Consider the following 23,777-nt stretch of genomic DNA (forward strand, 5'->3'; position numbering starts at 1 on the left):
CGACCACCCGCCCGCGCGCATCACTTCACCTTGGCGGCGGTCACCTCGATCTCGACGAGGAAGTTCGGGCCGGCCAGCGCACTGACCTGAAACGCCGAACGCGCGACCGTGTTGGGGTTGCCGGGTACGTTGAAGAAGGTCTCGAACGCGGCGTTGACGCCGTCGAAGTCCATCTTGCCGAGCTTGGGATCGGGCGCGAGGAAGAGCGTCATCTTGATGATGTCCGACATCGCATAGCCGTGGCTCTCGACGATCTTCTTGATCTTGTTGAGCGTGCTCAGCGCCTGCGTCTTGGTGTCGCCGAAGTCGGCGATCGTCGTCGCCGGCTTGCTGGGATCGATCGGCGAGGCGAGCTGGCCGGACACGTACAGCGTCGTCGCGCCTGCGGGCACCTCGACGCTTTCCAGAATGCGCGCGGGCTTGCCGTTGGTCGCGGGCAGCGTGTTGCGGGTGATGCCGGCCGCCGGCGCGGCGGTGGCGCCGAGCGCGGCAAGGGCGATGAGCGACGACGCGACGAGCTTGTTCATTGGGGAAGCCTCCTGGAAAAAATCGGAACCGGCGCGGCAGAGTGAAGCCCACTCGTTGCCGCGCCGCAATGGTGACGTACGAAAAAAGCCCGGGACGAGGCTTGCTCGTCCCGGGCCGGGTATGACGGGAAGATCAGAAGCGGACACCGATCTTTCCGTAATAATAGCCGCCCATCACGCCATAAGGCGAGCTGACCGGATATTTGGTGATGAAGGCCGTCGAGCTCGTCTCATACTGCGCGGCGCGGAACTCGTCCGGATATGCCTTCGGATATTTGTTGAGAAGATTGTTGGCGCCGATCGAGAATTTGATCGGGCCGAATTTAACGCTGGCTTCCAGATCGGTGATGAAGGCCTTGCCCGCGCTGATATAATAAGCGCGGTTCGCATTGGTCGGGAAGGTCGTGAGGAACCCGCTATTCCCGTAATAGGATTCGCGCAGGTTGATCTCAAACCGGTCGAACGTCCACAAGGCGCCGGCCGTGGCGCGGATCTTGGGCGTCGTGTTGGTGATCTGCGACTGGGCATAGACGTCCAGGATCGCCGTCGACTGGTTCACGCCCGATGGCGGCGGGGCCACCTTCTTGATCTTGGTCTTGTTGTAATTAACGGCCAGCGACCAATCGACGCGCCCCATGCCGTCGATCGGGGTGAAATAATTGGCGAGGAAATCCAGGCCCGTGGTCTGCGTCTTCACGCCGTTGACGAAGCTGTTGACCGCAAGCGACCCCGACGCGCCGCCGTTGATCGTGCCGATCACCGAGGTGATGGGCACACCGTTGTTGAACAGCGCGGTCAAAACACTCGGGGAGATCGTGCCCGTGCAGGTGCCGCCGGCCGCAACGAAGGCGGTATAAGCGGCCTGCACGTTCGTGGCGGAGGTGTAACCGCCTGGCAGGTATCGGCAGTTGTTCGAATAGCCGGTGAAGCCGCCGGACTGGACGATCCGATCCCGGATCGTCAGGCGATACCCATCGAGAGTCACGGTCAGACGCGAGACGGGGTGCGCGACGATACCGCCGCTGAACGAAGTCGACTTTTCAGGCTTCAGGCCACCCAGACCAAGCGCGGCCGCGCCCGCCGAATTTGGTGCAAAGATGCCTGACAGCGACGAGACGCTGACATTGATGCCCGAGTAGAAGCCCTCCGCCAGAGTGGGTGCGCGAAAACCGGTCGAGACCGTGCCGCGCACGGCAAATTCGGGAACGATGTCGTAGCGGCTCGTCAGCTTGAAGACCGTCGTGTCGCCGAAATCCGAATAATGTTCGTGGCGCGCCGCACCGTCGATCAGCCAGGCCTCGACCGGCTTCACCGACACATCGACATATTGGGAGAAGTTGTTGCGGCTATTCACGCTTGCGTTGGACGGTGCGTAGCCGAAAAAGGATTGGATCCCGCCGCCCGGTGCCGCGGTGTTCGTGCTGACATAATAAGAGGCCAGTTCACCCGCGCGGAGCTGATATTCCTCCCAGCGATATTCGAGACCGCCAGCGACCGTGACAGGCCCAGCGAGGCCGACGTCGAATTCATGTGTCAGGTCCAAATTCGAAACAAATTGCGTCGAGATGAAGTCGCCGTTGTGAACATTGCGCGGCGTGAAGCCCGGTGAGGTGAGCGTCGACGTATCGTAGTAAAGCGCGGCGTTGGCCGAATTCTCGACGTAGATCTTGTTGACGTCGCGCGCATAGGTGGCGCTCAGGTCGACCGTCGTCGCCTCGAACGTCCCCTTGGCGCCGGCGGTTGCGGAATAATCGAGTTCGCGCAGCACTTCCTGCGGCGAAAAGCCCTGCGGGAACGGGATGTCGCCGGTCGGCACGGCAATGTTGGGCGACGCCGATTTGCCGAAGACGACGTTCGGGAGACGATAGTTCTGGAAAGTACGGCCGACGCGGCGCGAGATGCTGCCGAACGAATAGAGCTCGATATCCTTGAAGCCCGAATAACCCCAATTGTAGAAGCCGTTGGTCAGCTCCATCCGGCCATCGCCGAAGATCCGGTTCACATAGGGATAGTTCGCGAAATTCTTGACTCCGGGATAGCGGGCGAGGATCGTCCGGCCACCGCTATTGCCGGTATTGGCGGCGGTGTTCAGCCCGGTATCGACGACGCGCGGATCCACGTCGCCGCGGAAGCTGTAATTGTGGAATTTGTACTCGCCGGTCAGCGACAGGAACATGTCCTCGATCGGAGCGATGCCGATATTGCCGGAGATGTGATATTGCTCGCCATCGCCTGCGAAATATTGGCCGCCATCGATATTGATCGTGCCGCCATGATCGTTCTTCTTCAGGATGAAGTTCACGACGCCGGCGATCGCGTCCGTGCCGTACTGGGCGGCGGCGCCATCCTGCAGCACTTCGACATGATCGATCATGTCGCCCGGGATGAGGCCGAGATCGGGGGCCGCTCCGCCCGTCCAGACTGCATTGGTGACCGCGACATTGGCGGTACCGTGACGACGCTTGCCATCGATCATGATCAAAGTGTGGTTCGGGCTGACGCCGCGCAGCTTGATCGACGGATGGAAGGCAGTCTGGTCGTTGCCGAACGCCTGTGCCTGGATCGACGGGATCTGCTGGGCAAGCGCCTGATTGAGATCCGGCTGGCCGACGCGACTGAGCGCATCGCTGCCGAGGATCTGGATCGGCGCCGGGCTGTCGGAGGCCTTGAAGCCAGTCGTGCGCGTGCCGGTGACGATGATCGCGTCCGCGTCCGATGCGGCGCCCGATGTGGCTTGTGCGAACGCGGCCTGGCCCGACGCCGCCAGCGCCATCGCCAGCGCACCGCGCGAAATAATCCCGATCTTCCTCATAGTAATCCCCCGTTGAGCCTAAGGCCTTTCCAGGACATCCCCAATCGTCGGCACGACAGCCGATCTCTATCGCGCACCAGCCCCCTGGTGCGGTGTAAAATAGCAGCTACATATACGACAACTCAAGCTATCTAAACTTCCCGATCCCGCAAGCAAGTCCAGAGTCAGCTACGATCAAGCTCGTCGATTCCTCGCTCGATTGTGTCATATCCGCAACAATTCTTTAGACATAGGAACGAAGCAAACCGATATGTCTCCGCATCGCTGCGAGATCGGCTCTCCCGCGACATAGTCGTGGCGCGCATAGAACGGGACGCCCGGCAAAGTTGCCATCAGCGCGGTACGCGTGAAGCCGGCATTGCGCGCACGATCCTCGCAGGCGGCAAGCAAGGCAGCGCCCACGCCGCGGCGGGCGGCCTCGGGCGCGACGAAGAAGGCGCGGATGCGCGCGGCATCGCTGGCGGGATCGAGGAAGCCCGGCGTCCGCGCCGCAAAGCGATCGCCGCCGAACAAGGTCCGCTGGCGGCTCCAGCCTCCGCAGCCGAGCAATTGCCCGTCCTGCTCGACGAGGAGATACGTGCCGTCATCGACGAGATCGGTATCGACGCCGAAGACATGCGAGATCGCCGCCTCGGTCTCCTCTTCGGAATAGAAGCCGCGGCTCAGAATGCGCGCAGAGACGGCGATCAGCGATTCGAGCGCCGGAACCTCATCGCGACGCGCGGGGCGGATCGTCAGCCCGGACGCGATCCAGGGCGCCTCGACCATCATTTCGGACGAGCGCGCACCGGTCGCGGGCCGATTGCCCGACCACATCGGATAGCCCCTGCAGCATTGGTCCGATCGATCACGACGTCACTTCCCCTGGTCAGGCGCGTCCCCCGAAGCGCCCAGCTGACGATCCGCGAGCTTTGGGCTTCGCGCTGTCATCCAAGGGTAATCAATCCCAATCGACCCGACACCGCAAGAGGCGACGCCTATCTAGCCGCTTATTGCTCGAAAGCGCCGCGGCACCGGCATGTAGCGCCGCTTTTCGGCCTGCGATCAATCCCGGAAGGGATCCCGCACGAGAATCGTGTCTTCGCGCTCCGGGCTGGTCGAGACGAGCGACACCGGGCAGCCGATCAGCTCCTCGATCCGACGGATATATTTGATCGCGGGGGCCGGCAGATCCGCCCAGCTGCGCGCGCCATAGGTGGATTCGGACCAACCGGGGATCGTCTCATAGACGGGCTCGGCCAGCGCCTGATCGCGCGCATGCGGGGGGAGATAATCGTAATCGCGCCCGGCAAGCTTGTAGCCGACGCAGATCTTGAGCCGGTCGAACCCGTCGAGGACGTCGAGCTTGGTCAAGGCGATGCCGGTGATGCCGGAGACGGCGACCGCCTGGCGGACGAGCACCGAATCGAACCAGCCGCAGCGCCGCTTGCGCCCCGTGACCGTCCCGAATTCGTGGCCGCGCGTGCCGAGCCGCTCGCCGACATCATTGGCCTGCTCGGTCGGGAAGGGGCCGCCGCCGACGCGCGTCGTATAGGCCTTGGTGATCCCCAGCACGAAGCCGGCCGCCGAAGGACCCATGCCCGAGCCGCCCGCCGCGGTGCCCGCGATCGTGTTCGACGAGGTGACGAACGGATAGGTGCCGTGATCGACATCGAGCAATACGCCCTGCGCGCCTTCGAACAGGATCCGCCGGCCGCGCGCGCTCGCCTCGTCCAGCGTCCGCCAGACGGGGCGGGCATAAGGTAGCAGGAAGGTGGCGACCTCGCGCAGATCCGCCATCAGCGTCTCGCGATCGACCGGCGGCTGGCCGAAACCGGCGCGCAGTGCATCATGGTGCGCGCACAGGCGATCGAGCTGGGGGCCGAGATCGTCCAGATGCGCCAGATCGCAGACGCGGATCGCGCGGCGGCCGACCTTGTCCTCGTAAGCCGGGCCGATGCCGCGCCGCGTGGTGCCGATCTTGCCCGCACCGCTCGCATCCTCGCGCAGACCATCGAGATCGCGGTGCAGCGGGAGGATGAGCGGGCAGGTCTCGGCGACCTGCAAGGTCTCCGGACTGATCTTGACGCCCTGACCCTCGAGCTTGGCGACCTCATCACGGAAGTGCCAGGGATCGAGGACGACGCCATTGCCGATCACCGACAAGGTGCCGCGGACGATGCCCGATGGCAGCAGGCTCAGCTTGTAGACCTGATCGCCGACGACGAGCGTGTGGCCGGCATTGTGGCCGCCCTGGAAGCGCACGACGACATCGGCGCGGCTGGCGAGCCAGTCGACGATCTTGCCCTTGCCCTCATCGCCCCACTGGGCGCCGATGACGGTCACGTTAGCCATGGATATGAGTCTCCGCCTGCCGAAGCGGATCCGGATCGCCCTTCGACAGGACTCGACGATCGGACGGGACAGGATCTGCGCGCGGCAGTGCGGGGGCGCCAGTGCCGGGCGGGGGCAGCGGTGTCAAGGAACCGGAGCGCGCGGGACGAGGACGAAACGACCTCGCTCGGGAAGAACAGGAGCGAATCGCGGGTTGTCAGAAAGCGCGCGGGCCGTCCGTTTCGAGGATGTGCGAGCAATCGGCGGGGGCGTCGTCCTCGCCGAGCGCGGCGATCGTCGTCCAGCCTTCGGAGCGGAGACGCGCCGCGGTCGCCGCGTCGTGGCCGAGCGCGAGGAATATACGCCGCGCGGGTTCGGTGCCGAGGCCGATATCGACCAGCGGATCGAGATAGAGCGAGAAGCCGATCGCCGGCTCCTCGGTGCCGTCGTCATGCATCAGCGCGTAGCTGCCGCCCCGGCCGATCTCTCCGGTCAGCCCCTCGCCAAACAAGGAGAAGCCGATCCAGCTCTGATATTCGAAGCCGTGGCGCTCGGTGGGATCGAGCGTGAGCGTGGCGCGCGTGCCGATCGCGGCGGCGATCTGCTCGATGGCGAGCAGGCGGCTGTCGAGGATCTCGAGGCCGTTCAGGCTGCGGAGCTTCGAGAGGGCGGTGTCGATCGGGCCGCAGGCGGAGAGCAGGGGCAGATAGGCCTCGGCGCCGGCCGCGGCCAGCGCGCCGGCATCCTTGGCGTCGAGCAATTCGCGCACCTCATCGGCGCGGCTGGCGGGCAACGGCAAGGCGCCGGACGCGAGCGTATCGACGAGATCGGGCAAGGTGAGGTCGATCGTCACATCGGTGACGCCGGCCGCCGCGAGCGCATCGAGCGCGACGTTAAGGATCTCGATCGCGGCGGCGACGGTGTCGCGGCCGATCAGTTCGGCGCCGACCTGGGCGAGTTCGCGTTCGGGGCGAAGCTGAGTCGCGCGCAGCTTCACGACCTGGCCGCCATAGGCCAAGCGCAGCGGGCGGGGTGCGTGCGAGAGGCGCGTGGCGGCGATGCGCCCGACCTGCGCGGTCATGTCGGGGCGGAGCGCGAGCATGCGCTGCGAGACGGGATCGACCATCCGCAGCAGATCCTGCGCACGCGCGGCCTTCAACCGACCGACGAGGCTCTCCTCGAATTCGGCGAGCGGCGGCGAGACGCGCGCATAACCGTGCCGGCCGATCGCGACGATCGTGCGGTGCATGAGCCGCGATGCCGCTTCCGCGCTGGGCGGGAGGCGATCGCGAAGCCCTTCGGGGAGGAGGCCGGCGGGGATGGTCATATCGCGAGGCGCTTTAGCGTCGTTTCACGGGCATGCTACCCGCGATCGACGGTTTTATCCGTTGGTCCTGAGCCTGTCGAAGGACTGTCCTTCCTGGAAAGAAGGACGATGCTTCGACAAGCTCAGCATGAACGGGTGGGTGGGGAGGGGCCTAGAAGCTCAGCGCTTTCACGAACTTCACGCCCGGCAGCGCGCGCAGCTTCTCGAGCGCGGGGCCGACCGGCTGGTCGACCGAGAGCAAGAGAACCGCTTCGCCACCGGCGGCGCGGCGGCCGAGGTGGAAGGTGCCGATGTTGATGCTCGCTTCGCCGAGCGTCGTGCCGAGCCGACCGATGAAGCCGGGGGCGTCCTCGTTGACGATATAGAGCATTTCGCCCGCGAGATCCGCCTCGACCTTCACGCCGAAGATTTCGACCAGGCGCGGCTCGGCATTGGCGAAGAGCGTCCCCGCGACCGAGCGTTCGCCGTTCGGGGTGCCGACAGTGACGCGGACCAGCGTATGGTAATCGCCCTCGCGATCGTGGCGCACTTCGCGCACGTCGAGCCCGCGCTCCTTGGCGAGGAACGGCGCGTTGACCATGTTCACGGTCTGCGAATAGACGCCCATCAGCCCGGCGAGCACCGCGCCGGTGATCGGCTTCTGGTTGAGCTCGGCGGCGGCGCCCTCGACTTCGATCGCGACCGACTGGATCGCATCGCCCTGCAACTGGCCGACGAGGCGGCCGAGCCGCTCGGCGAGCGCCATATAGGGCTTGAGCTTGGGCGCTTCCTCGGCCGAGAGGCTCGGCATGTTGAGCGCGTTGGTGACGCCGCCCGACATGAGGAAATCGGCCATCTGTTCGGCGACCTGGATGGCGACGTTGACCTGCGCTTCGGACGTGGAGGCGCCGAGGTGGGGCGTCGAGATGAAGTTGGGCGTGCCGAACAAGGGGCTCGCCTCGGCGGGTTCCTTGGCGAACACGTCCAGCGCGGCGCCGCCGACATGGCCGCTGTCGAGCGCGGCCTTCAGCGCCTCCTCGTCGATCAGCCCGCCGCGCGCGCAATTGATGATGCGCACACCCTTCTTGGTCTTGGCGAGATTCTCGGCCGAAAGGATGTTGCGCGTCTGATCGGTCAGCGGCGTGTGGAGCGTGATGAAGTCGGCGCGCGCGAGCAACTCATCGAGCGTGGCCTTCTCGACGCCCATTTCCAGCGCGCGCTCGGGCGTCAGGAACGGATCGTAGGCGACGACCTTCATCTTCAGCCCGCGCGCGCGATCGGCGACGATCGAGCCGATATTGCCCGCACCGATCAGGCCGAGCGTCTTGGACGTGACCTCGACACCCATGAAGCGGTTCTTCTCCCACTTGCCCGCCTGCGTAGACTTGTCGGCCTCGGGCAGATCGCGGGCCAGCGCGAACATAAGCGCGATGGCGTGCTCGGCGGTCGTGATCGAATTGCCGAAGGGGGTGTTCATGACGACGACGCCTGCGGCCGAGGCCGAGGGGATGTCGACATTGTCAACGCCGATGCCGGCGCGGCCGACGACCTTGAGGTTCTTCGCGGCGGCGAGGACGTCCTTGGTGACCTTGGTCGAGGAGCGGATCGCGAGCCCGTCATACTCGCCAATCATCGCGATCAGCTCGTCCTTGGTCTTGCCGGTAATCTCATCAACCTGCACGCCGCGCTCGCGGAAGATCTTGGCGGCGAGGGGATCCATCTTGTCGGAAATCAGTACCTTGGGCATGGCTGTTCCTAAGGGAATAAAAGTAGAATGGTGTGCTCCGGCGCAGGCCGGAGCGCTGGACGATCGAGTGTGTTCGGGTGCCTACAGCGCTCCGGCCTTCGCCGGAGCACGGCGGGGCCGTCAGCCGCGTGCGGCGTGGAAGGCCCAGTCGAGCCAGGGGCCGAGCGCCTCGATGTCGGCGGTCTCGACCGTGGCGCCGCACCAGACGCGAAGCCCCGGAGGCGCATCGCGATAGCCGGCGACGTCGTATGCGGCGTCCTCGGCTTCCAGCAGGCTGGCGATCTTCTTGACGAGCGCGAGCTGCGCTTCCTCGTCGAGCCCTTCGACCGCGGACGGCGCGAACTTGAGGCAGACGCTCGTGTTCGAGCGCGTCGCCGGATCGACCGCGAGATGCTCGATCCACGGCGTCTTTTCCACCCAAGCGTCGAGCGCGCGGGCATTGGCATCTGCCCGCTCGATGAGCGCAGAGAGGCCACCCTGACCCAAAGCCCATTCGAGGCTCCAGATCACGTCCTCGACCGCGAGCATCGAGGGCGTGTTGATCGTGTCGCCCTTGAAGATCGAGGCGTTGAACTTGCCGCCCTTCGTCATGCGGAAGATCTTGGGGAGCGGCCAGGCGGGCTGATAGCTTTCGAGCCGCTCGATGGCGCGAGGTCCCAAGACAAGCACGCCGTGGCCGCCTTCGCCGCCGAGAACCTTCTGCCACGAGAAGGTCGTCACATCGAGCTTGTCCCACGGCAGGTCCGCCGCGAACACGCCCGAGGTCGCATCGCAGATCGAGAGGCCGGCGCGATCGTCGGCGATCCAGTCGCCGTTCGGCACGCGCACGCCCGAAGTGGTGCCGTTCCAGGTAAAGACGACGTCGGTCGACCAATCGGTCGCGGCGAGATCGGGAATTTCGCCATAGCCGGCCTTGACGACCTTCGCGTCGATCTTGAGCTGCTTGACGACATCGGTGACCCAACCTTCGCCGAAGCTCTCCCACGCCATCATCGTCGCGGGGCGGGCGCCGAGCATCGACCAGAGCGCCATCTCGACCGCACCGGTATCGGAGGCAGGGACTATGCCGAGGACGTGCGTGTCGGGGATGCCGAGGATGCGCTTGGTCAGCTCCATCGCATGGACGATGCGGCTCTTGCCGATCTTGGAGCGATGCGAGCGGCCGAGGCTGGCGGTGGCGAGCCCGTCGGCATGCCAGCCGGGCGGCTTGGCGCAGGGGCCGGAAGAGAAGAAGGGGCGGGCCGGCTTGAGATCCGGCTTGTCCGGAAGCGCGGAAGTCGCGGCGGCCAACGTGGCAGCCGAAGTGGCAATATCAGTCATGTAGACTCTCCTCACAGAGAGCACGCGCGGCGTTGGGACCGCGTGGCCCGTTGACGGGAATAGACGCGCAGCGTGGCCTGTCAACGCGGTTGCGGTGGATTCCTTCGCGAGGCGGATAAATTTGCCGGAAACGAAAACGAAGTGCGGCTGTGCTCCGGCGGAGGCCGGAGTGCTGTCGGCCAGCGGACCGCCTTTCGCGCAACGCTCGGGCCTTCGCAGGAGCACCGGGCTCGTTCGACGAGACGCGGGGCAGTGACGTGTCGGCCTCCGCCTGCCACAAGACGGCGTGCGCCTCTCTTCCGCCATCGCCGTATTTTCTCTTCTCACCATCCTGCTGTCCGGCTGCGGCGGCGGCCCGCGTCCGCGTCGCGCCGCCGCGCCGCCGGACGATGCGCGCGCCTATCGCCAGTGCATGGCCGAGGTCGGCAAGCTCGACGTACAGGTCCAGCCGCTGCCCGATCGGACCTTCGCCAATGGCTGCTCGGCGACTCATGCGATAAAGCTCGTCGCGATCGGCATTCCCATCACCAATCTCGGCGCGATGAAGTGCATGACGGCTTTGCCCTTCATGCAGTGGGTCCGCCAGACCGTGTCGCAGCAGGCCGAGACGACGTTGGGCAAGCCGGTCGTGAAGATAGAGAGTTTCGGGACCTTCGCGTGTCGGCCGAAGAACAATGTGAAGGGCGCCGATCTGTCCGAACATGGCAAGGCCAATGCGGTCGATATCGCCGCGTTCGTCTTGCAGGGCGGGCGGCGGATTACGGTGCTGAAGGACTGGAACGGGCCCGATCCCCAGGCGCGGGCGTTCCTTCGCGCGGTGCATCAGGCGGCGTGCAAGCGCTTCAACATCGTGCTGGGGCCCGACGCCAACGCCTATCACCGCGACCACATGCATTTTGACATGGGCATGGGCCGTTATTGCCGCTAACGACGCGCGTTTTTCCGGCGGGCATGCCCCGCCCCCAGAGGTTGCATGATGGCCAAGAAGCAGGAACTGCCCGAGCGCGTCTTCCCCAAGGCGAAGGACGATGCGGCCGCCGCGCGGTCCGCGGGCGTGCTGCCGCAGACCTCCGATCCGGCTTACCGGCTCGCTTACGCGGACAGCGAATTCCTGATGCGCGACGATCTGCGCCCGGTGCGCTTCCAGCTCGAATTGCTGAAGCCCGAACTGCTGCTGGACGAAGCGGGCATCGGATCGACCTTCGTCTTCTACGGATCGGCGCGCATCCCCGCGCCCGACAAGGCCGACGCGATCGTCGATGCCGCCAAGACCGAGACGCAGCAGCGAATCGCGGGCAAGCTCAAGGCGAAATCGCATTATTACGAAGTCGCGCGCGAGCTCGCGCAGATCGCCAGCCGCGAGGGCGGCGAGGAGGACGGAAAGCACCAGTTCGTCGTCTGCTCTGGCGGCGGGCCTTCGATCATGGAGGCGGCCAATCGCGGCGCGCGCGATGTCGGCGCTGAGACGGTCGGGCTCAACATAGCCTTGCCGTTCGAGCAGGCGCCGAACGATTATGTGACGCCGCACCTGAGCTTCAACTTCCACTATTTCGCGCTGCGCAAGATGCACTTCCTGATGCGCGCGCGCGCGGTGGCGGTGTTCCCGGGCGGCTTCGGCACGTTCGATGAGTTCTTCGAGCTGCTGACCCTGATCCAGACGGGCAAGATGGCGGTCATTCCGATCATCCTCTACGGCAAGGACTTCTGGAGCCGCGTCGTCGATTTCGATGCGCTGGTGGAGGAGGGCGTGGTCGCGCCGCAGGATCTGGACCTGATCCATTATTGCGAGACCGCCGAGGAAGGCTGGGCCTATGTCCAGGATTACTATCAGCGCTACACCGAGAAGCGCTTCCGCAAGGGCCGCGGCGAGAAGCACTGATCGGGACGCCGCGATGGTGACGCCGGACGGGCGAGCGGCTATCGGCCGGCGCGTGTCCGCTCCCCTTCGTCTCGATCTCGACGGCGCCGCATTGGTTGCCAACTGGCGCTGGCTCGCGGCGCGCACGCCGGGTGCGGCCTGCGGCGCGGCGATCAAGGCGGATGGCTATGGGCTGGGCGCGCGCGCGGTGATGACGCGGTTGGCGGCGGCGGGCTGCCGCGATTTCTTCGTCGCGACCTGGGACGAGGCCGAGCGGCTCGGCACCTTGCCCAAAGGCGTGGCCCTATCGGTGCTGCACGGACCGCGCGAGGCGGATATGGCGGTGGCGCTCGCACATCCGGCGCGGCCGGTCCTCAACACTGCCGAGCAGGTGCGCCGCTGGCGCGTGGGCGGCGGGGGCGCGTGCGACGTGATGGTCGATACGGGCATGAACCGGCTCGGGCTGAGCGTCGCGGAGGCTACGTCCGGCCTGCTCGACGGGCTTGGCATCGAGACGCTGATGAGCCACCTCGCCTGCGCCGACGAGCCGGAGCATCCGATGAACGCGCGGCAGCTTGGCGCCTTCGCAGGGATTGCCGGGCGGATCGGCGCGCGGCGACGCAGCCTCGCCAATTCCGCGGGCGTGCTGCTCGGGCCCGATTATGGCTTCGACCTGACCCGGCCGGGACTGGCGCTCTATGGCGGGATCGCGGCGCCGGGCTCAGCCGGGATCGCGCCGGTGGTCAGCGTCTCGGCGCAGATCCTCCAGCTGCGCGAGATCGCAGCGGGCGAGAGCGTCGGCTATGGCGCAACATGGACGGCAAAGCGGCCGACGCGCGTGGCGATCGCGAATATCGGCTATGCGGACGGTTTCCTCCGCGCGCTCGGGCCTTCGGGCATGGGGCGCATCGCGGATGCCGCGCTGCCGGTCATCGGCCGCGTCTCGATGGATCTGCTCGCCTTCGACGCGACCGACGCGGACGGCGCCGGCGAGGGCGAATGGATCGCGCTCGATTACGATTTGCCGCGTCTTGCCAAGGCGAGCGGGCTTTCGCAATATGAACTGCTGACCGGGCTCGGCGATCGCTTCGAGCGGCGATGGCGGTGAGCGCGCGCGCAGCCTGTCGCGCTTATAGCATAAGCGGTTGCGGTGGCGCGGGCCGCGCCGCTATGCGGGGACGTTCATGACCGCCGCGCCCCTCAACATGCTCGTCCTGCCCTTCGCCGCGATCGGCCGCAGCCTGATCGGGCTGCTCGCCGCGATCGGCCGCGTCGCGCGCTTCACCGGGCTGACGATCTCGCGCGGGCTGACGCCGCCTTATTATCCGGCCCGCTTCGCCGAGCAGATCGCGCATATCGGCTGGTTCTCGCTGCCCGTGGTCGGGCTCACCGCCGTCTTTACCGGCGCAGCGCTGGCGCAGCAGATCTTCACCGCCGGATCGCGCTTCTCGGCGCAATCGACCGTGCCGGCGGTGGTCGTGATCGGCATCGTCCGCGAACTGGGGCCGGTGCTGGTCGGGCTGATGGTGGCGGGGCGGGTCTCGTCGGCGATGGCGGCCGAGATCGGGACGATGCGCGTTACCGAGCAGCTCGATGCGCTCGCGACGCTCCGCACCGATGCCTATCGCTATCTGATGGCGCCGCGGCTGTTCGCGGCGATCCTGTCGCTGCCGCTAATGGTGCTCGTCGCCAACGCGATCGGCATCTTCGGCGGCTGGCTGCTCGCGGTGCAGAAGCTCGGCTTCAATTCGGCGAATTACCTGAACGTCACGCGCCGCTTCGTCAGCTGGGACGATTTCCAGATGGCGCTCGTCAAGGCGGCCGTGTTCGGCTTCTTCATCGCTTTGATGGGCTGCTACCATGGCTATCGCGCGGGCGGTGGTGCGGCCGGCGTGGGCAATGCGACGCGGACGGCGGTCGTCTCGGCGTTCATGCTGATCCTCGGCTCGAACTTCCTCATCACCGCGATGGTATTCGGCTGATGGCCGAGGCCAAGATCGTCCTCGATGGGCTCAGCAAGTCCTTCGCCGGGCGGGCCGTGCTCGACGGCGTCAACCTGACCGTCGAGAAGGGCGAGAGCCTCGCGATCATCGGCCAGTCGGGCAGCGGCAAATCGGTGACGCTCAAGTGCATCCTCGGCTTGCTCCAGCCCGATTCCGGATCGATCCTGCTGGACGGCGAGGAGATCGTCGGCGCGAAGGGCGCGCGGCTGGAGCGGATCCGCGCCAAGTTCGGGATGCTGTTCCAGGGATCGGCCTTGTTCGATTCGATGCCGATCTGGCGCAACGTGACCTTCGCGCTGACGCACGGCCAGCGGATCGACGGCGCGCGGATGCGCAAAATCGCGGAAGAGAATTTGGAGCGGGTGGGCTTGCCCGCCCGGATCCTGGACCTGCGGCCGAGCGAGCTTTCGGGCGGGATGCAGAAGCGCGTGGCGCTGGCCCGCGCGATCGCGCCGCGCCCCGAGATCATCTTCTTCGACGAGCCCACGACCGGCCTCGATCCGATCCGCGCCGACGTCATCAACGATCTCATCGTCAGCCTCGTCGACGATCTGGGCATCACCGCGCTGACGATCACGCACGACATGGCCTCCGCGCGCAAGATCGCGCACCGCGTGGCGATGCTCTACGAGGGCAAGATCATCTGGCGGGGGCCGCGCGATCGTTTGTACGACAGCGGCAACCCCTATGTAGATCAGTTCGTTCAGGGGCGTGCCGAAGGGCCGATCCAGTAAAGCGGACGGTCCCGATCCAAATGTGAATCAGCAACGGGAGCTTCAGTGATGATCGGACGCGACGTACCGGATATCGTCTTCAAGACGCGGGTCCGCGACGAGACGGTCGAAGGACCGAACCCGTTCCGCTGGCAGGACGTGAAGACCAGCGACATTTTCGCGGGCAAGCGCATCGTCGTCTTCTCGCTGCCCGGCGCGTTCACGCCAACCTGCTCGAACGAGCAATGCCCGGCTTATGAGCGCTATTTCGCCGATTTCCAGAAGCAGGGCGTCTCGGACGTCTATTGCATCTCGGTCAACGACGCGTTCGTGATGTACCAGTGGGGCAAGCAGCTCGGCGTCGACAAGATCAAGCTGCTGCCGGACGGCTCGGCCGATTTCACGCGGCGCATGGGCATGCTGATCCGCAAGGACCATGTCGGCTTCGGCGAGCGCAGCTGGCGCTATGCGATGATCGTCGACGACGGCAAGATCACCGGCTGGTTCGAGGAACCGGGCATCAACGATCAGGGCCTGGACGACGATCCGTATGGCGAGAGCGCACCGGACAAGGTGCTCGCCTGGCTGGAAACCCATCCGGCCTGACGGGCATGCGGCGCTTCGGCATGACATTGGCGGTATCCGCGGCGGCGGCGAGCGTCGCCGCGCCCGTCGTCGCGCAGGAGCGGGCGGTGCCCTATTGGGCGTCGATCGCGGCGGGGCAGGCGATGATGCGCTCGGGCCCCGATCGCAGTTATCCGGGCATCTGGCTGTACAAGCGCCGCGATCTGCCGGTGCGCGTCGTCCAGGTTCACGGCGCGTGGCGCCGCGTGCAGGACATGGACGGCGCGACCGGCTGGATGCTGGCGATCCTGCTGGCGGCGCGCCGATCGGCGGTGGTGACAGGCGACGGCTATCGACCGATCCGCGCCGAGCCGAATGACGGCGCGGCCCTGCTTTGGCAGGCGCAGGCGGGCGTGGTCGGGCGTATCTCGAAATGCGACGGCACATGGTGCCGGATCGAGATCGGCGAACGCAAGGGCTGGATCCACGAGGATGCCATGTGGGGGACCGATCCGGCTGAACGGATCGAGTGACAGCGGCGGGCTGACGTCAAGCCGGCGCGATGTCATCGGTCGCCCTGCGGGCAAAGAGCGTCAGGGCGTGGTTCGTCCTCCATTCTCGACGGTTGACGGCGGTCCGGGTCCCAGAAGCGCCAATATGTGGTTTCGGCAGATATCGAGCGTGAAGTTGACGATATGCCGGGCCTTCGGGAACTCCCGGTCCGCGGTCGTCAGCTCCAGTTCGCGGTAGACACACGGGCCCCGCCCAATCCTGACTCTTCGCGTAAGCTATATGTTCGAAGCTATTGTTATGCGGGGCTTCGTTGAAGTTCAGGATCCGATAATCGTTCGGGTCGTGACGAAGCCGGGCGTGCCGTTCGGGCTGGTAGATGAACTCCCTCACATGCCTTGGCGAGCGGCTGGGATCGCGCAGGCTCACGATATCCTGATCGGAGCAATTGATCAGGAGGAGCACGCCGCTCGCGTTCGTCCGCTTCGGCGCCGGGATCGCCATCAGGCTGAAGCCGTCGCCGGGCCGGACGAAAGCGTGCTGCCGGCACACGATATCCTTCAACGTGCCTGGATCCTGGACGGCGGGACGCTCGCTTCGGGCCGGCGGACAGCCGGTCGCGATGCCCAGGACCAGCGACAGGGCAACGGCGCGCGACGCGAGACGGATCGGAAGGCGGCACCGCATCATCCCGTCGTCCGTAGCTTCACAAGGAGCCAGGCCAGCAGCCGAAGAGTCGCTCCTATCATGTCCGCGCGCCGGCGGAGCATCGCGCGTTGGCTTGGCCGTCGCGACGGGCTCGGCCCCGTCGACATAGAAAAGGCCGGCGGAGCATCCCCCGCCGGCCAATTCCCACTTCGGACGTGTCCGATCAGAAGCTGAAGCGTGCGCCGACCCGAACCGAATAGAGCGACTGGTTCACATAGACCTGATCGGCCGGGTTGGTGAACGCAGCGCCACCGCCGGTCGGCGAGTAGCGATACTGGGCGCAGGCCTGCGCGGCCGAAGCTGCGACGGTTCCGGTCGGTGCGGCGGTGCCCGTGGGCGTCGCGTTGCCGGTGGTCGTCAGGCACTGCACGCGGGTAACGGCGACGTTGTACGGGAAGACGTACTCGCGCTGCTGACCCCAGTTCTTGTTGATGAAGTTCGTGAAGTTCTCGATGTCCGCGAACAGGGTGATCCGCGAGCTGCCGAGGCCGGTCGGGATTTCCTGTGCGAGATGGATATCGAAACGCGTGAACCACTTCGAGTGGAAGGCATTACGCGGCGCGACCTTGCCGCGATACTTGCTGAGCCCGGTCGCGTCGATGAACTGGTTCAGCGCCGTGCGATAGGCTTCGCTGCTATACTGGACGAGCGGGTCGTTCACGGTCGGCACGTACATCAGGTAGCGATTGCCGCCCGTGCCCGTGCCCGAGCTCACGCCGGTCGTGCCGAACACCGCCGAGCGGGTGCCGCCAAAATCCTGGAACGTGTAGCTGTAGGGATGGCCGATGCGGGTCTCGCCGAACAGCGCGATCGTCGACTTGTAATCGCCAAAGAAGGCGTGATCGAAGTTCACGCCATATTTGAAGAAGTACTTAACCTGATCGTTCGAGATGCCGTAGGCGACATTGTTCGGATCGACGAACGCACCGTTCGAATAGTTCGAGCCTGCGGTCGACGAGGTCGCCGGTGCTGCGTCCTTCACGTCCTGATAGGTGAAGCTGCCGTTAATGCTGACGCCGAAATCCCAGCTCTTATCGAAGCGGGCGATCGCGATGTAGGTGCGGCCCTTCTTGGTGTTGGCCAGAAGGATGTCGGTGTTGGTGTTGGTGCTGCCCGCGCCATCGATCACGTTGGCATAACGCTGGCGGCCGTCGGGCGTGAGCGCGTTGGCGCCGGTCAGGATCGGCGTCGAGCGGATGTCGGTGAAATATACCTGGTTGCGGACCTTCGAGTAGAGAAGGTCGCCGCCGAACGTCCAATTGTCGCCGAGCGGTCCGAGATCGGCCGTATATTCGGCCGAGATCGTGGCGCGCCATTGCGACGGGATCTTGAAGTTCTTGGACAGCGCATTGACCGTCGAGGCGGTCGAGACCGTCGCGTTGGTCAGTGCGGCATTGACGGCACCGGGGATCGTCGTCCCGGTGACGCCGTTCAGCGCGGCGGCGCAGGCGCCGGCGGCGGTCAGCGTGGTGCAGGTGACGGCCGCCAGATTGGTGGCCGAGGTGCGGTTGCTCGAGATCGAGTTGGTCAGGACGCCCGTGTTCGAGAAGCTGTTCGACACATAGACGTCGGGAGTGCCGCCGCCGAAGATGCCGCCGCCGCCGCGGATGTTGACGCGCGACACCGGCTTCCAGTCGAAGCCCAGGCGCGGCTGGAAGAGACCGAGGCCGCTGATATTCTCGGTATTGTCGCCGACCTGCGTCAGCACGCCGTTCACATAGGCGCCATTGGCGTAGCGCGCGGCGTAAGCGGCGCTGCGCGCCGGGCGGCTGGGCATCCCGTAGAGGTCGTAGCGCGCGCCGTAGCTGACGTTCAGCTCCGGCGTGACGTGCCACGAGTCCATGATGCCGAAGACGTAGCTCTGATATTTGAACTTCGCCGCGGCATCGTCCGGCACCAGCGTCGGGATCGCATTGCCGTAAGCGAGCGAGCCCGCCTGGCGGTTCTGGAAGTCCGCGATCGAGTCGAAGTAATAATTGCCGGCGCTGTTCTGCAGGAACGAGTTGAAGACCGTGACGCGGGCCATCTCGGTGAAGACGCGCAGATCATGATCGTTCATCGTCAGGCGTGCCTGGAAGGCACCGCCCCACGTCTCGGAATTGAGCTGGTTGGTCTGGCGCGAATTGTCCGGACCGAAGGAGACGACGCCCGCATTGTTGTCGCAGGCCGTCAGCGAACCGCCCGCCGGGTTGGTCGGGTTGGTGCAGACGCGGAACTGCGCGAAGCCGCGGCCCAGCAGCGGATCCTGGATGCGGACATAATTCTTGTAGAAGCCGCGAACTTCGGTCGAGAAGCTGTCCGACCATTCCGAGTTCAGCTGACCGACGCCCGTGTGCAGGCGGTTGCCCTGGATATAGGCGTTCGACGCGAGGCCGAGGCCGAAGGGCGCGGTGGTGAATGTGTTGTTGAGAAGGTTAATCTGGTCCTTCGCATAGGTGTAGGTCAGCGCGAGACGCTGCGTATCGGACAGGTTGGCGTCGATCTTGGCGACGAGACGATCATCCTTGTCGCCCGAACTCTGCTGAACGCCGCCCGTGTCATAATTGTAGACGGTCTGCGCGATCTGCGAGATCTGATCGACCTGTGCCTGGGTGATGCCGGGAATGACCGTACCGGAGTTGGTTTCCGGCGTGCCTTCGGCGATCGGACGGCCGCCGCGCAGGCGCTCGCCGGCAATCATGAAGAACAATTTGTCCTTGATGATCGGGCCGGCAATCTCGGCACCGTAATTCTCGACCTTGAAGTTCGGGACGTTGACCGAGAGGTTCTTGGTCTTGTCGCCGACGAACTCGTCGCCCGACCGGGCGTAGAAGCCGGTGCCGTGGAAATCGTTGGTGCCCGACTTCAGGACGATGTTGATCGAACCGCCCTGGAAATTGCCTTCGCGCACGTCGAACGGAGCGACCTTGGCCTGGAACTGGCCGATCGCATCGAACGGGATCGGCGAGCGGCGGCTGGGAAGACCATCCGTGTTCAGGCCGAAATTGTCGGTGATTGCGACGCCGTCGACCGAGAAGCGGTTGTAGCGGGCATTCTGGCCGGCGAAGCTGATCGCGCGACCGCCGGTCGGCGTATCGTCGAGACGGGCGAACGGATCGCGGCGTGAAAGATCGCGGATGTCGCGGTTCAGCGAGGCAACGTTGGCGATCTGGGCCGCGTTCAGGACCGTCGCCGGTCCCTGGCTGACGGTGCGCGCGTTCGGCAGCTTGGCCGCGGTGATGACGATCTCGTCGCTGCCGCCGGTTGCGGACGGCTGCAGCTCGATCGGCAAGCTAAAGGTCTGGGCGGCAACGGTCTGGATCTCCGTGACCGATGCATCCGTATAGCCGGTGGCGCGGACCGTGACCGTGTAGGGTCCTCCCGCGCGCAGGCCGTTGGCGTTGAAATTACCGTCAGTCGCCGTGACGGTGGTGGAGCGGGTTCCGGAATTTACATCGACGATCTCGACGGTCGCACCTGCGACCGGAGCGCCCGATGCGGTCACGGAGCCGCGAATCGTCGACGTGGTTTCCTGGCCATATGCGGCCGTCGCCACCAAGGCGCTGAGCGCGCAGCCGACGAACAGATTTCTCATGATTGTGAATCCCCTTTGAACGTTACGGGGCGCATGTCAGCTGGCGATTACGGAACGATGACGCTCTGTCGCTGCTGCCCCCCGTGTCACCGCTGTAATTTTTTGCGTTTGGCGCTGCAACAAGCGTGAAACACACCGGCGGCGGTGGGGGCGCTCCCGTTAGCTTTTTTGTCATATGTGGTATGTTTGCCGCACCTCTAACGCGGACACGGCGGGCCATGGGGCACTTGCCGGAACGATTTTCCGGCGCCACGGCTTCTCCCGACATGGTGACGATCGCGAGCTACAATATCCGCAAGGCCATAGCGGCGGATCGCCGTCGTCGGCCGGATCGCATCCTAGAGGTGCTGGAAGAGATCGGCGCGGACATCGTCGTGCTGCAGGAAGCGGACCGCCGCTTCGGATCGCGCGAGGCGGCAATCCCGTTTCACATGCTCGCCGAGCACGGCCATTACCGGCCCGTGCCGATCGCGCGGCGCAGCGCCAGCATGGGCTGGCACGGCAACGCGATCCTGATCCGCACGGGCCTGGTCGAGATCGAGGGGTGCGATGCGCTGACGATCCCGACGCTGGAGCCGCGCGGCGCGGTGCGCGCGGATCTGCGGATCGGCGGCAAATGCCTGCGCGTGGTGGGGATGCACCTCGATCTGTCGGGCCTGTGGCGGCGCAAGCAGGCGCATGCGATCCTCGCCCAGGTCGCGGACGGCGGTACTGCGCCGATCATCCTGTGCGGCGATCTCAACGAATGGCGGCCCCGCCAGGGTTGCCTGCAGGATTTCGGGGTGCATCATGAAAATGTGCCGCTCGGGCCGACCTTCCCGGTGCGGCGGCCGGTCGGGCGGCTCGACCGGATATTCATCGGCGGCGGGGTGCGCGTCGAGGCGAGCGGGGTGCACAGTTCTCTGACGGCGCGGACGGCTTCGGACCATCTGCCGATCTGGGCGAAGCTCAAGCTTTGAGCCGAGCGACCGTCATGCTGAACTTGTTTCAGCATCCATTCCCCGACCTTTCCGTCAGCGACGCGGTGATGTCGGTTCATGGATCCTGAAACGAGTTCAGGATGACGATGAGGGATCTCAGCGCTCTGGCTTCGACAAGCTCGGGGCGAACGGGCTAAGGCTACGGCATGAACGACCGTTTTCTCTCGATCCATGGCCAGGGCTTCGTGCGCGTCGCGGCGGCGACGCCGACCGCGTCGGCGGGGGATGTCGCCGCGAACGTGCAGGGCATCATCGATCTGGCGCGGCAGGGCGACGCGGCGGCGGTTGACCTGATCGTCTTTCCGGAACTGGGCGTGTCGTCCTACGCGATCGACGATCTGCTGCTGCAGGATGCCTTGCTCGATGCGGTCGAGGCTGGGATCGGCCGGCTTGTCGAGGCGAGCGTGGGGCTGAAGCTGGTGTTGCTCGTGGGCGCGCCGCTGCGGCGCAACGGGCGGCTCTACAATACGGCACTGGCGATCGCGCGCGGGCGAATCCTCGGGGTCGTGCCCAAGAGCTTCCTGCCCAATTATCGCGAATATTATGAGAAGCGCTGGTTCGCACCCGGCGCGGGCTGCGTCGGGCTCGAGATCGCGGTAGCGGGGCAGGTGGCGCCGTTCGGGACGGACCTGATCTTCGCCGCGGACGACCTGCCCGACTTCGTGTTCCATGCGGAGATCTGCGAGGATTATTGGGCGCCGATCCCGCCGTCCTCGCGCGGGGCGCTCGCGGGCGCGTTGATCCTCTGCAATCTCTCCGCCTCGAACATCGTGATCGGCAAGGCGCGCGAGCGAGATCTGTACGGCGCGTCGCAATCGGCGCGAGCGTGCGCGGCCTATGTCTATGCGGCGGCGGGGACGGGCGAGAGCACGACCGATCTCGCGTGGGACGGGCAGGCGATGATTCACGAACTGGGGACGCAGCTCGCCGCCTCGACGCGGTTCGATCACGAGGCCGGGCTGACGATCGCAGACGTGGACGTCGGCCGGCTGCGGCAGGCGCGGATGCGCTTCGGGACGTTCAACGATTGCGCGGAGGCCGAGGGGCATCCCGAGACGCGCTTCCGGCGGATCGGCTTCGCGCATACGCCCGATTATGCCGATGTCGGGCTGCGGCGCGACGTGGCGCGCTTCCCGTTCGTGCCCACAGATCCGGCGCGGCTGGACGAGGATTGCTACGAGGCGTTCAACATTCAGGTGGAAGGGCTCGCCAAGCGCATCCAATCGACGGGGGCGCGGACGCTTGTCATCGGCGTGTCGGGCGGGCTCGATTCGACGCATGCGCTGATCGTCGCGGCCAAGGCGTGCGACCGGCTCGGGCGATCGCGCGAGACGATCCTCGGCTTCACGATGCCGGGCTTCGCGACGGGCGACGAGACCAAGGCCAATGCCTGGGCGCTGATGCGCGCGCTCGGCATCACCGCCGAGGAGCTCGATATTCGTCCCGCGGCGAAGCAGATGCTGGCCGATCTGCGCCACCCGTTCGCGAGCGGGCAGCCGGTTTATGACGTAACGTTCGAGAATGTGCAGGCTGGGCTGCGCACCGATTATCTGTTCCGCCTCGCCAATGATCGCCACGGCTTCGTCATCGGGACGGGTGATCTCAGCGAGATGGCGCTGGGCTGGTGCACCTATGGTGTCGGCGATCAGATGAGCCATTATGCGGTTAATGCCGGCGTGCCGAAGACGCTGATCCAGTTCCTGATCCGCTGGTGCGTGCGCAGCGGGCAGTTCGACGGAGAGACCGATCGGGTGCTGGCGGCGATCCTCGGCACGGAAATCTCACCCGAGCTCGTGCCCGCGGATGCCAACGGCGCGATCCAGAGCACGCAATCGCGGATCGGGCCGTATGCGCTCCACGATTTCTTCCTGCACTACACGGTTCGCTATGGTCTGGCGCCGACGAAGGTGGCGTTCCTCGCCTGGCATGCGTGGCGGGATGCGGCCGCGGGGGAGTGGCCGGCGGGGATTCCGGACGAGGAACGCCACGCTTATGATCTCGATACGATCAAGCGGTGGCTGGAGGAGTTTTTGCGGCGTTTCTTCCAGACGAGCCAGTTCAAGCGATCGGCGATCCCCAATGGGCCGAAGGTCTCGGCGGGCGGGAGCCTGAGCCCGCGCGGCGACTGGCGTGCGCCGTCAGACGGCGTCGCGATGCCGTGGCTGGATCAATTGCGTTCGATGTGAAGCCTTTACGCCGCTCGCACGTTCAACCGGGCGAAGTAATTCAGGAGGCGTATCATGGCGACTGCAGCGAAGACCAAGACCAAGCCCGGCACCGCAAGCAAGGCCGGTGAATATGCGACCGGCGCGGTCATCGGCGCCGCAGCGGCGGGGATCGCGGTCGGCCTGGCCGCCAATGTCGCGCGCAAGCTCGCGGTCCAGGCGCCGACGATGCTCGCGGGCGATTGGGACGAGGCGCTCGCCGCCGAGCATGTCGCCACGCTCAAGATCTTCGACGCGCTGGAGGCCACGACCGAGAAGAACACGACCAAGCGGGGCTTCCTGCTGATGCAGCTCAAGCATGCGCTGGCCAAGCATGACCTGCAGGAAGGCAATATCGTCTATCCGGCGATGCGCGATGCGGGCGATGCGGAAGCCGCCGATCAGCTCACGAAAGATCACGGTTACGTGAAGCAGTATCTGTACGATCTGAGCGAGATGCCGAACAATTCGCCCGGCTTTCCCGAGAAGATCCGTGCGTTCCGCGCCGACATCGAGAAGCATATGCGCGAGGAGGAGGACGTGCTCTTTCCCCGCCTCAAGGCCAAGCTCAGCCCGGAGAAGAACAAGGAACTCACGGGGCAGATGAACAAGGAAGGCCTCAAGATCGCCTGATCCTG

At 65.6% G+C, this 23,777-nt stretch carries 19 protein-coding genes; 10 read left to right on the forward strand and 9 right to left on the reverse strand.

All coding sequences use genetic code 11. The annotated features are described in order from the left end of the window. Positions 1–20: 20 nt before the first annotated feature. From Q4F19_RS01430 to Q4F19_RS01460, 7 genes are all read right to left on the reverse strand, one after another. Complete coding sequence (locus tag Q4F19_RS01430; protein ID WP_303539357.1) at positions 21–527, reverse strand: RidA family protein; 507 nt, start codon at positions 525–527, stop codon at positions 21–23. Between the two features lie 133 nt (positions 528–660). Next, positions 661–3,339: a TonB-dependent receptor plug domain-containing protein gene (locus Q4F19_RS01435; RefSeq protein ID WP_303539358.1), complete on the reverse strand. Its 2,679-nt coding sequence runs from the start codon at positions 3,337–3,339 to the stop codon at positions 661–663. A gap of 204 nt (positions 3,340–3,543) precedes the next feature. Further along, the gene (locus tag Q4F19_RS01440) at positions 3,544–4,155 is read right to left on the reverse strand and encodes a GNAT family N-acetyltransferase (protein ID WP_303539359.1); all 612 of its coding nucleotides are present in this window, start codon (positions 4,153–4,155) and stop codon (positions 3,544–3,546) included. A gap of 228 nt (positions 4,156–4,383) precedes the next feature. Continuing rightward, positions 4,384–5,673, reverse strand: coding sequence for an adenylosuccinate synthase (locus Q4F19_RS01445; protein WP_303539360.1), 1,290 nt, complete (start codon positions 5,671–5,673; stop codon positions 4,384–4,386). 196 nt (positions 5,674–5,869) lie between these two features. Beyond that, positions 5,870–6,979: an ATP phosphoribosyltransferase regulatory subunit gene (locus tag Q4F19_RS01450; RefSeq protein WP_303539361.1), complete on the reverse strand. Its 1,110-nt coding sequence runs from the start codon at positions 6,977–6,979 to the stop codon at positions 5,870–5,872. 151 nt (positions 6,980–7,130) lie between these two features. Continuing rightward, positions 7,131–8,705: a phosphoglycerate dehydrogenase gene (serA, locus tag Q4F19_RS01455; RefSeq protein ID WP_303539362.1), complete on the reverse strand. Its 1,575-nt coding sequence runs from the start codon at positions 8,703–8,705 to the stop codon at positions 7,131–7,133. Between the two features lie 120 nt (positions 8,706–8,825). Next, positions 8,826–10,025 (reverse strand): phosphoserine transaminase, encoded by a 1,200-nt coding sequence (locus Q4F19_RS01460; RefSeq protein WP_303539363.1) that lies wholly within the window; start codon positions 10,023–10,025, stop codon positions 8,826–8,828. Between the two features lie 286 nt (positions 10,026–10,311). Here Q4F19_RS01460 and Q4F19_RS01465 point away from each other — a divergent pair, with 286 nt between their 5' ends. From Q4F19_RS01465 to Q4F19_RS01495, 7 genes are all read left to right on the forward strand, one after another. Next, entirely contained in the window at positions 10,312–10,953 is a 642-nt protein-coding gene (locus Q4F19_RS01465; RefSeq protein WP_303539364.1) for an extensin family protein, read from the forward strand. Positions 10,954–11,001: 48 nt separating this feature from the next. Further along, positions 11,002–11,904 carry an LOG family protein gene (locus Q4F19_RS01470; RefSeq protein WP_303539365.1) on the forward strand — a complete coding sequence of 301 codons (903 nt, stop codon included), beginning with the start codon at positions 11,002–11,004 and terminating at the stop codon, positions 11,902–11,904. A gap of 13 nt (positions 11,905–11,917) precedes the next feature. Next, a complete protein-coding gene (gene alr, locus Q4F19_RS01475; protein WP_303539366.1) occupies positions 11,918–12,991 on the forward strand; it encodes an alanine racemase in 1,074 nt (357 codons plus the stop codon). 76 nt (positions 12,992–13,067) lie between these two features. Then, positions 13,068–13,865: an MlaE family ABC transporter permease gene (locus Q4F19_RS01480; RefSeq protein ID WP_303539367.1), complete on the forward strand. Its 798-nt coding sequence runs from the start codon at positions 13,068–13,070 to the stop codon at positions 13,863–13,865. Then, positions 13,865–14,620: an ABC transporter ATP-binding protein gene (locus Q4F19_RS01485; protein WP_303539368.1), complete on the forward strand. Its 756-nt coding sequence runs from the start codon at positions 13,865–13,867 to the stop codon at positions 14,618–14,620. Before Q4F19_RS01480 ends, Q4F19_RS01485 begins: the two co-directional genes overlap by 1 nt. A gap of 48 nt (positions 14,621–14,668) precedes the next feature. After that, positions 14,669–15,205: a peroxiredoxin gene (locus tag Q4F19_RS01490; RefSeq protein ID WP_303539369.1), complete on the forward strand. Its 537-nt coding sequence runs from the start codon at positions 14,669–14,671 to the stop codon at positions 15,203–15,205. Positions 15,206–15,210: 5 nt separating this feature from the next. After that, positions 15,211–15,696 carry an SH3 domain-containing protein gene (locus tag Q4F19_RS01495; RefSeq protein WP_303539370.1) on the forward strand — a complete coding sequence of 162 codons (486 nt, stop codon included), beginning with the start codon at positions 15,211–15,213 and terminating at the stop codon, positions 15,694–15,696. Between the two features lie 16 nt (positions 15,697–15,712). Here Q4F19_RS01495 and Q4F19_RS01500 read toward each other — a convergent pair whose 3' ends face one another. Further along, on the reverse strand, positions 15,713–16,237 hold the full coding sequence (locus tag Q4F19_RS01500) for a hypothetical protein (RefSeq protein WP_303539371.1): 525 nt from the start codon (positions 16,235–16,237) through the stop codon (positions 15,713–15,715). Positions 16,238–16,544: 307 nt separating this feature from the next. Beyond that, the gene (locus Q4F19_RS01505; RefSeq protein ID WP_303539372.1) at positions 16,545–19,955 is read right to left on the reverse strand and encodes a TonB-dependent receptor; all 3,411 of its coding nucleotides are present in this window, start codon (positions 19,953–19,955) and stop codon (positions 16,545–16,547) included. A gap of 266 nt (positions 19,956–20,221) precedes the next feature. On the opposite strand from Q4F19_RS01505, the gene Q4F19_RS01510 reads away from it, so the two are divergent. From Q4F19_RS01510 to Q4F19_RS01520, 3 genes are all read left to right on the forward strand, one after another. Continuing rightward, positions 20,222–20,914 carry an endonuclease/exonuclease/phosphatase family protein gene (locus tag Q4F19_RS01510; RefSeq protein WP_303539373.1) on the forward strand — a complete coding sequence of 231 codons (693 nt, stop codon included), beginning with the start codon at positions 20,222–20,224 and terminating at the stop codon, positions 20,912–20,914. A 167-nt stretch (positions 20,915–21,081) separates the two neighbouring features. Continuing rightward, a complete protein-coding gene (locus tag Q4F19_RS01515) occupies positions 21,082–23,121 on the forward strand; it encodes an NAD(+) synthase (protein WP_303539374.1) in 2,040 nt (679 codons plus the stop codon). Positions 23,122–23,175: 54 nt separating this feature from the next. Then, entirely contained in the window at positions 23,176–23,772 is a 597-nt protein-coding gene (locus Q4F19_RS01520; RefSeq protein ID WP_303539375.1) for a hemerythrin domain-containing protein, read from the forward strand. Positions 23,773–23,777 lie beyond the last annotated feature (5 nt).

Source organism: Sphingomonas natans (genome assembly GCF_030546695.1).
GTDB classification, from domain to species: domain Bacteria; phylum Pseudomonadota; class Alphaproteobacteria; order Sphingomonadales; family Sphingomonadaceae; genus Sphingomonas_I; species Sphingomonas_I natans.

Bases quoted from the DNA above. Each gene is read 5' to 3' on its own strand.
- Q4F19_RS01430 (WP_303539357.1), bottom strand. From the start codon at position 527: ATGAACAAGCTCGTCGCGTCGTCGCTCATCGCCCTTGCCGCGCTCGGC.
- Q4F19_RS01435 (WP_303539358.1), bottom strand. From the start codon at position 3,339: ATGAGGAAGATCGGGATTATTTCGCGCGGTGCGCTGGCGATGGCGCTG.
- Q4F19_RS01440 (WP_303539359.1), bottom strand. From the start codon at position 4,155: ATGTGGTCGGGCAATCGGCCCGCGACCGGTGCGCGCTCGTCCGAAATG.
- Q4F19_RS01445 (WP_303539360.1), bottom strand. From the start codon at position 5,673: ATGGCTAACGTGACCGTCATCGGCGCCCAGTGGGGCGATGAGGGCAAG.
- Q4F19_RS01450 (WP_303539361.1), bottom strand. From the start codon at position 6,979: ATGACCATCCCCGCCGGCCTCCTCCCCGAAGGGCTTCGCGATCGCCTC.
- serA (WP_303539362.1), bottom strand. From the start codon at position 8,705: ATGCCCAAGGTACTGATTTCCGACAAGATGGATCCCCTCGCCGCCAAG.
- Q4F19_RS01460 (WP_303539363.1), bottom strand. From the start codon at position 10,025: ATGACTGATATTGCCACTTCGGCTGCCACGTTGGCCGCCGCGACTTCC.
- Q4F19_RS01470 (WP_303539365.1), top strand. From the start codon at position 11,002: ATGGCCAAGAAGCAGGAACTGCCCGAGCGCGTCTTCCCCAAGGCGAAG.
- alr (WP_303539366.1), top strand. From the start codon at position 11,918: ATGGTGACGCCGGACGGGCGAGCGGCTATCGGCCGGCGCGTGTCCGCT.
- Q4F19_RS01480 (WP_303539367.1), top strand. From the start codon at position 13,068: ATGACCGCCGCGCCCCTCAACATGCTCGTCCTGCCCTTCGCCGCGATC.
- Q4F19_RS01485 (WP_303539368.1), top strand. From the start codon at position 13,865: ATGGCCGAGGCCAAGATCGTCCTCGATGGGCTCAGCAAGTCCTTCGCC.
- Q4F19_RS01490 (WP_303539369.1), top strand. From the start codon at position 14,669: ATGATCGGACGCGACGTACCGGATATCGTCTTCAAGACGCGGGTCCGC.
- Q4F19_RS01495 (WP_303539370.1), top strand. From the start codon at position 15,211: ATGCGGCGCTTCGGCATGACATTGGCGGTATCCGCGGCGGCGGCGAGC.
- Q4F19_RS01505 (WP_303539372.1), bottom strand. From the start codon at position 19,955: ATGAGAAATCTGTTCGTCGGCTGCGCGCTCAGCGCCTTGGTGGCGACG.
- Q4F19_RS01510 (WP_303539373.1), top strand. From the start codon at position 20,222: ATGGTGACGATCGCGAGCTACAATATCCGCAAGGCCATAGCGGCGGAT.
- Q4F19_RS01515 (WP_303539374.1), top strand. From the start codon at position 21,082: ATGAACGACCGTTTTCTCTCGATCCATGGCCAGGGCTTCGTGCGCGTC.
- Q4F19_RS01520 (WP_303539375.1), top strand. From the start codon at position 23,176: ATGGCGACTGCAGCGAAGACCAAGACCAAGCCCGGCACCGCAAGCAAG.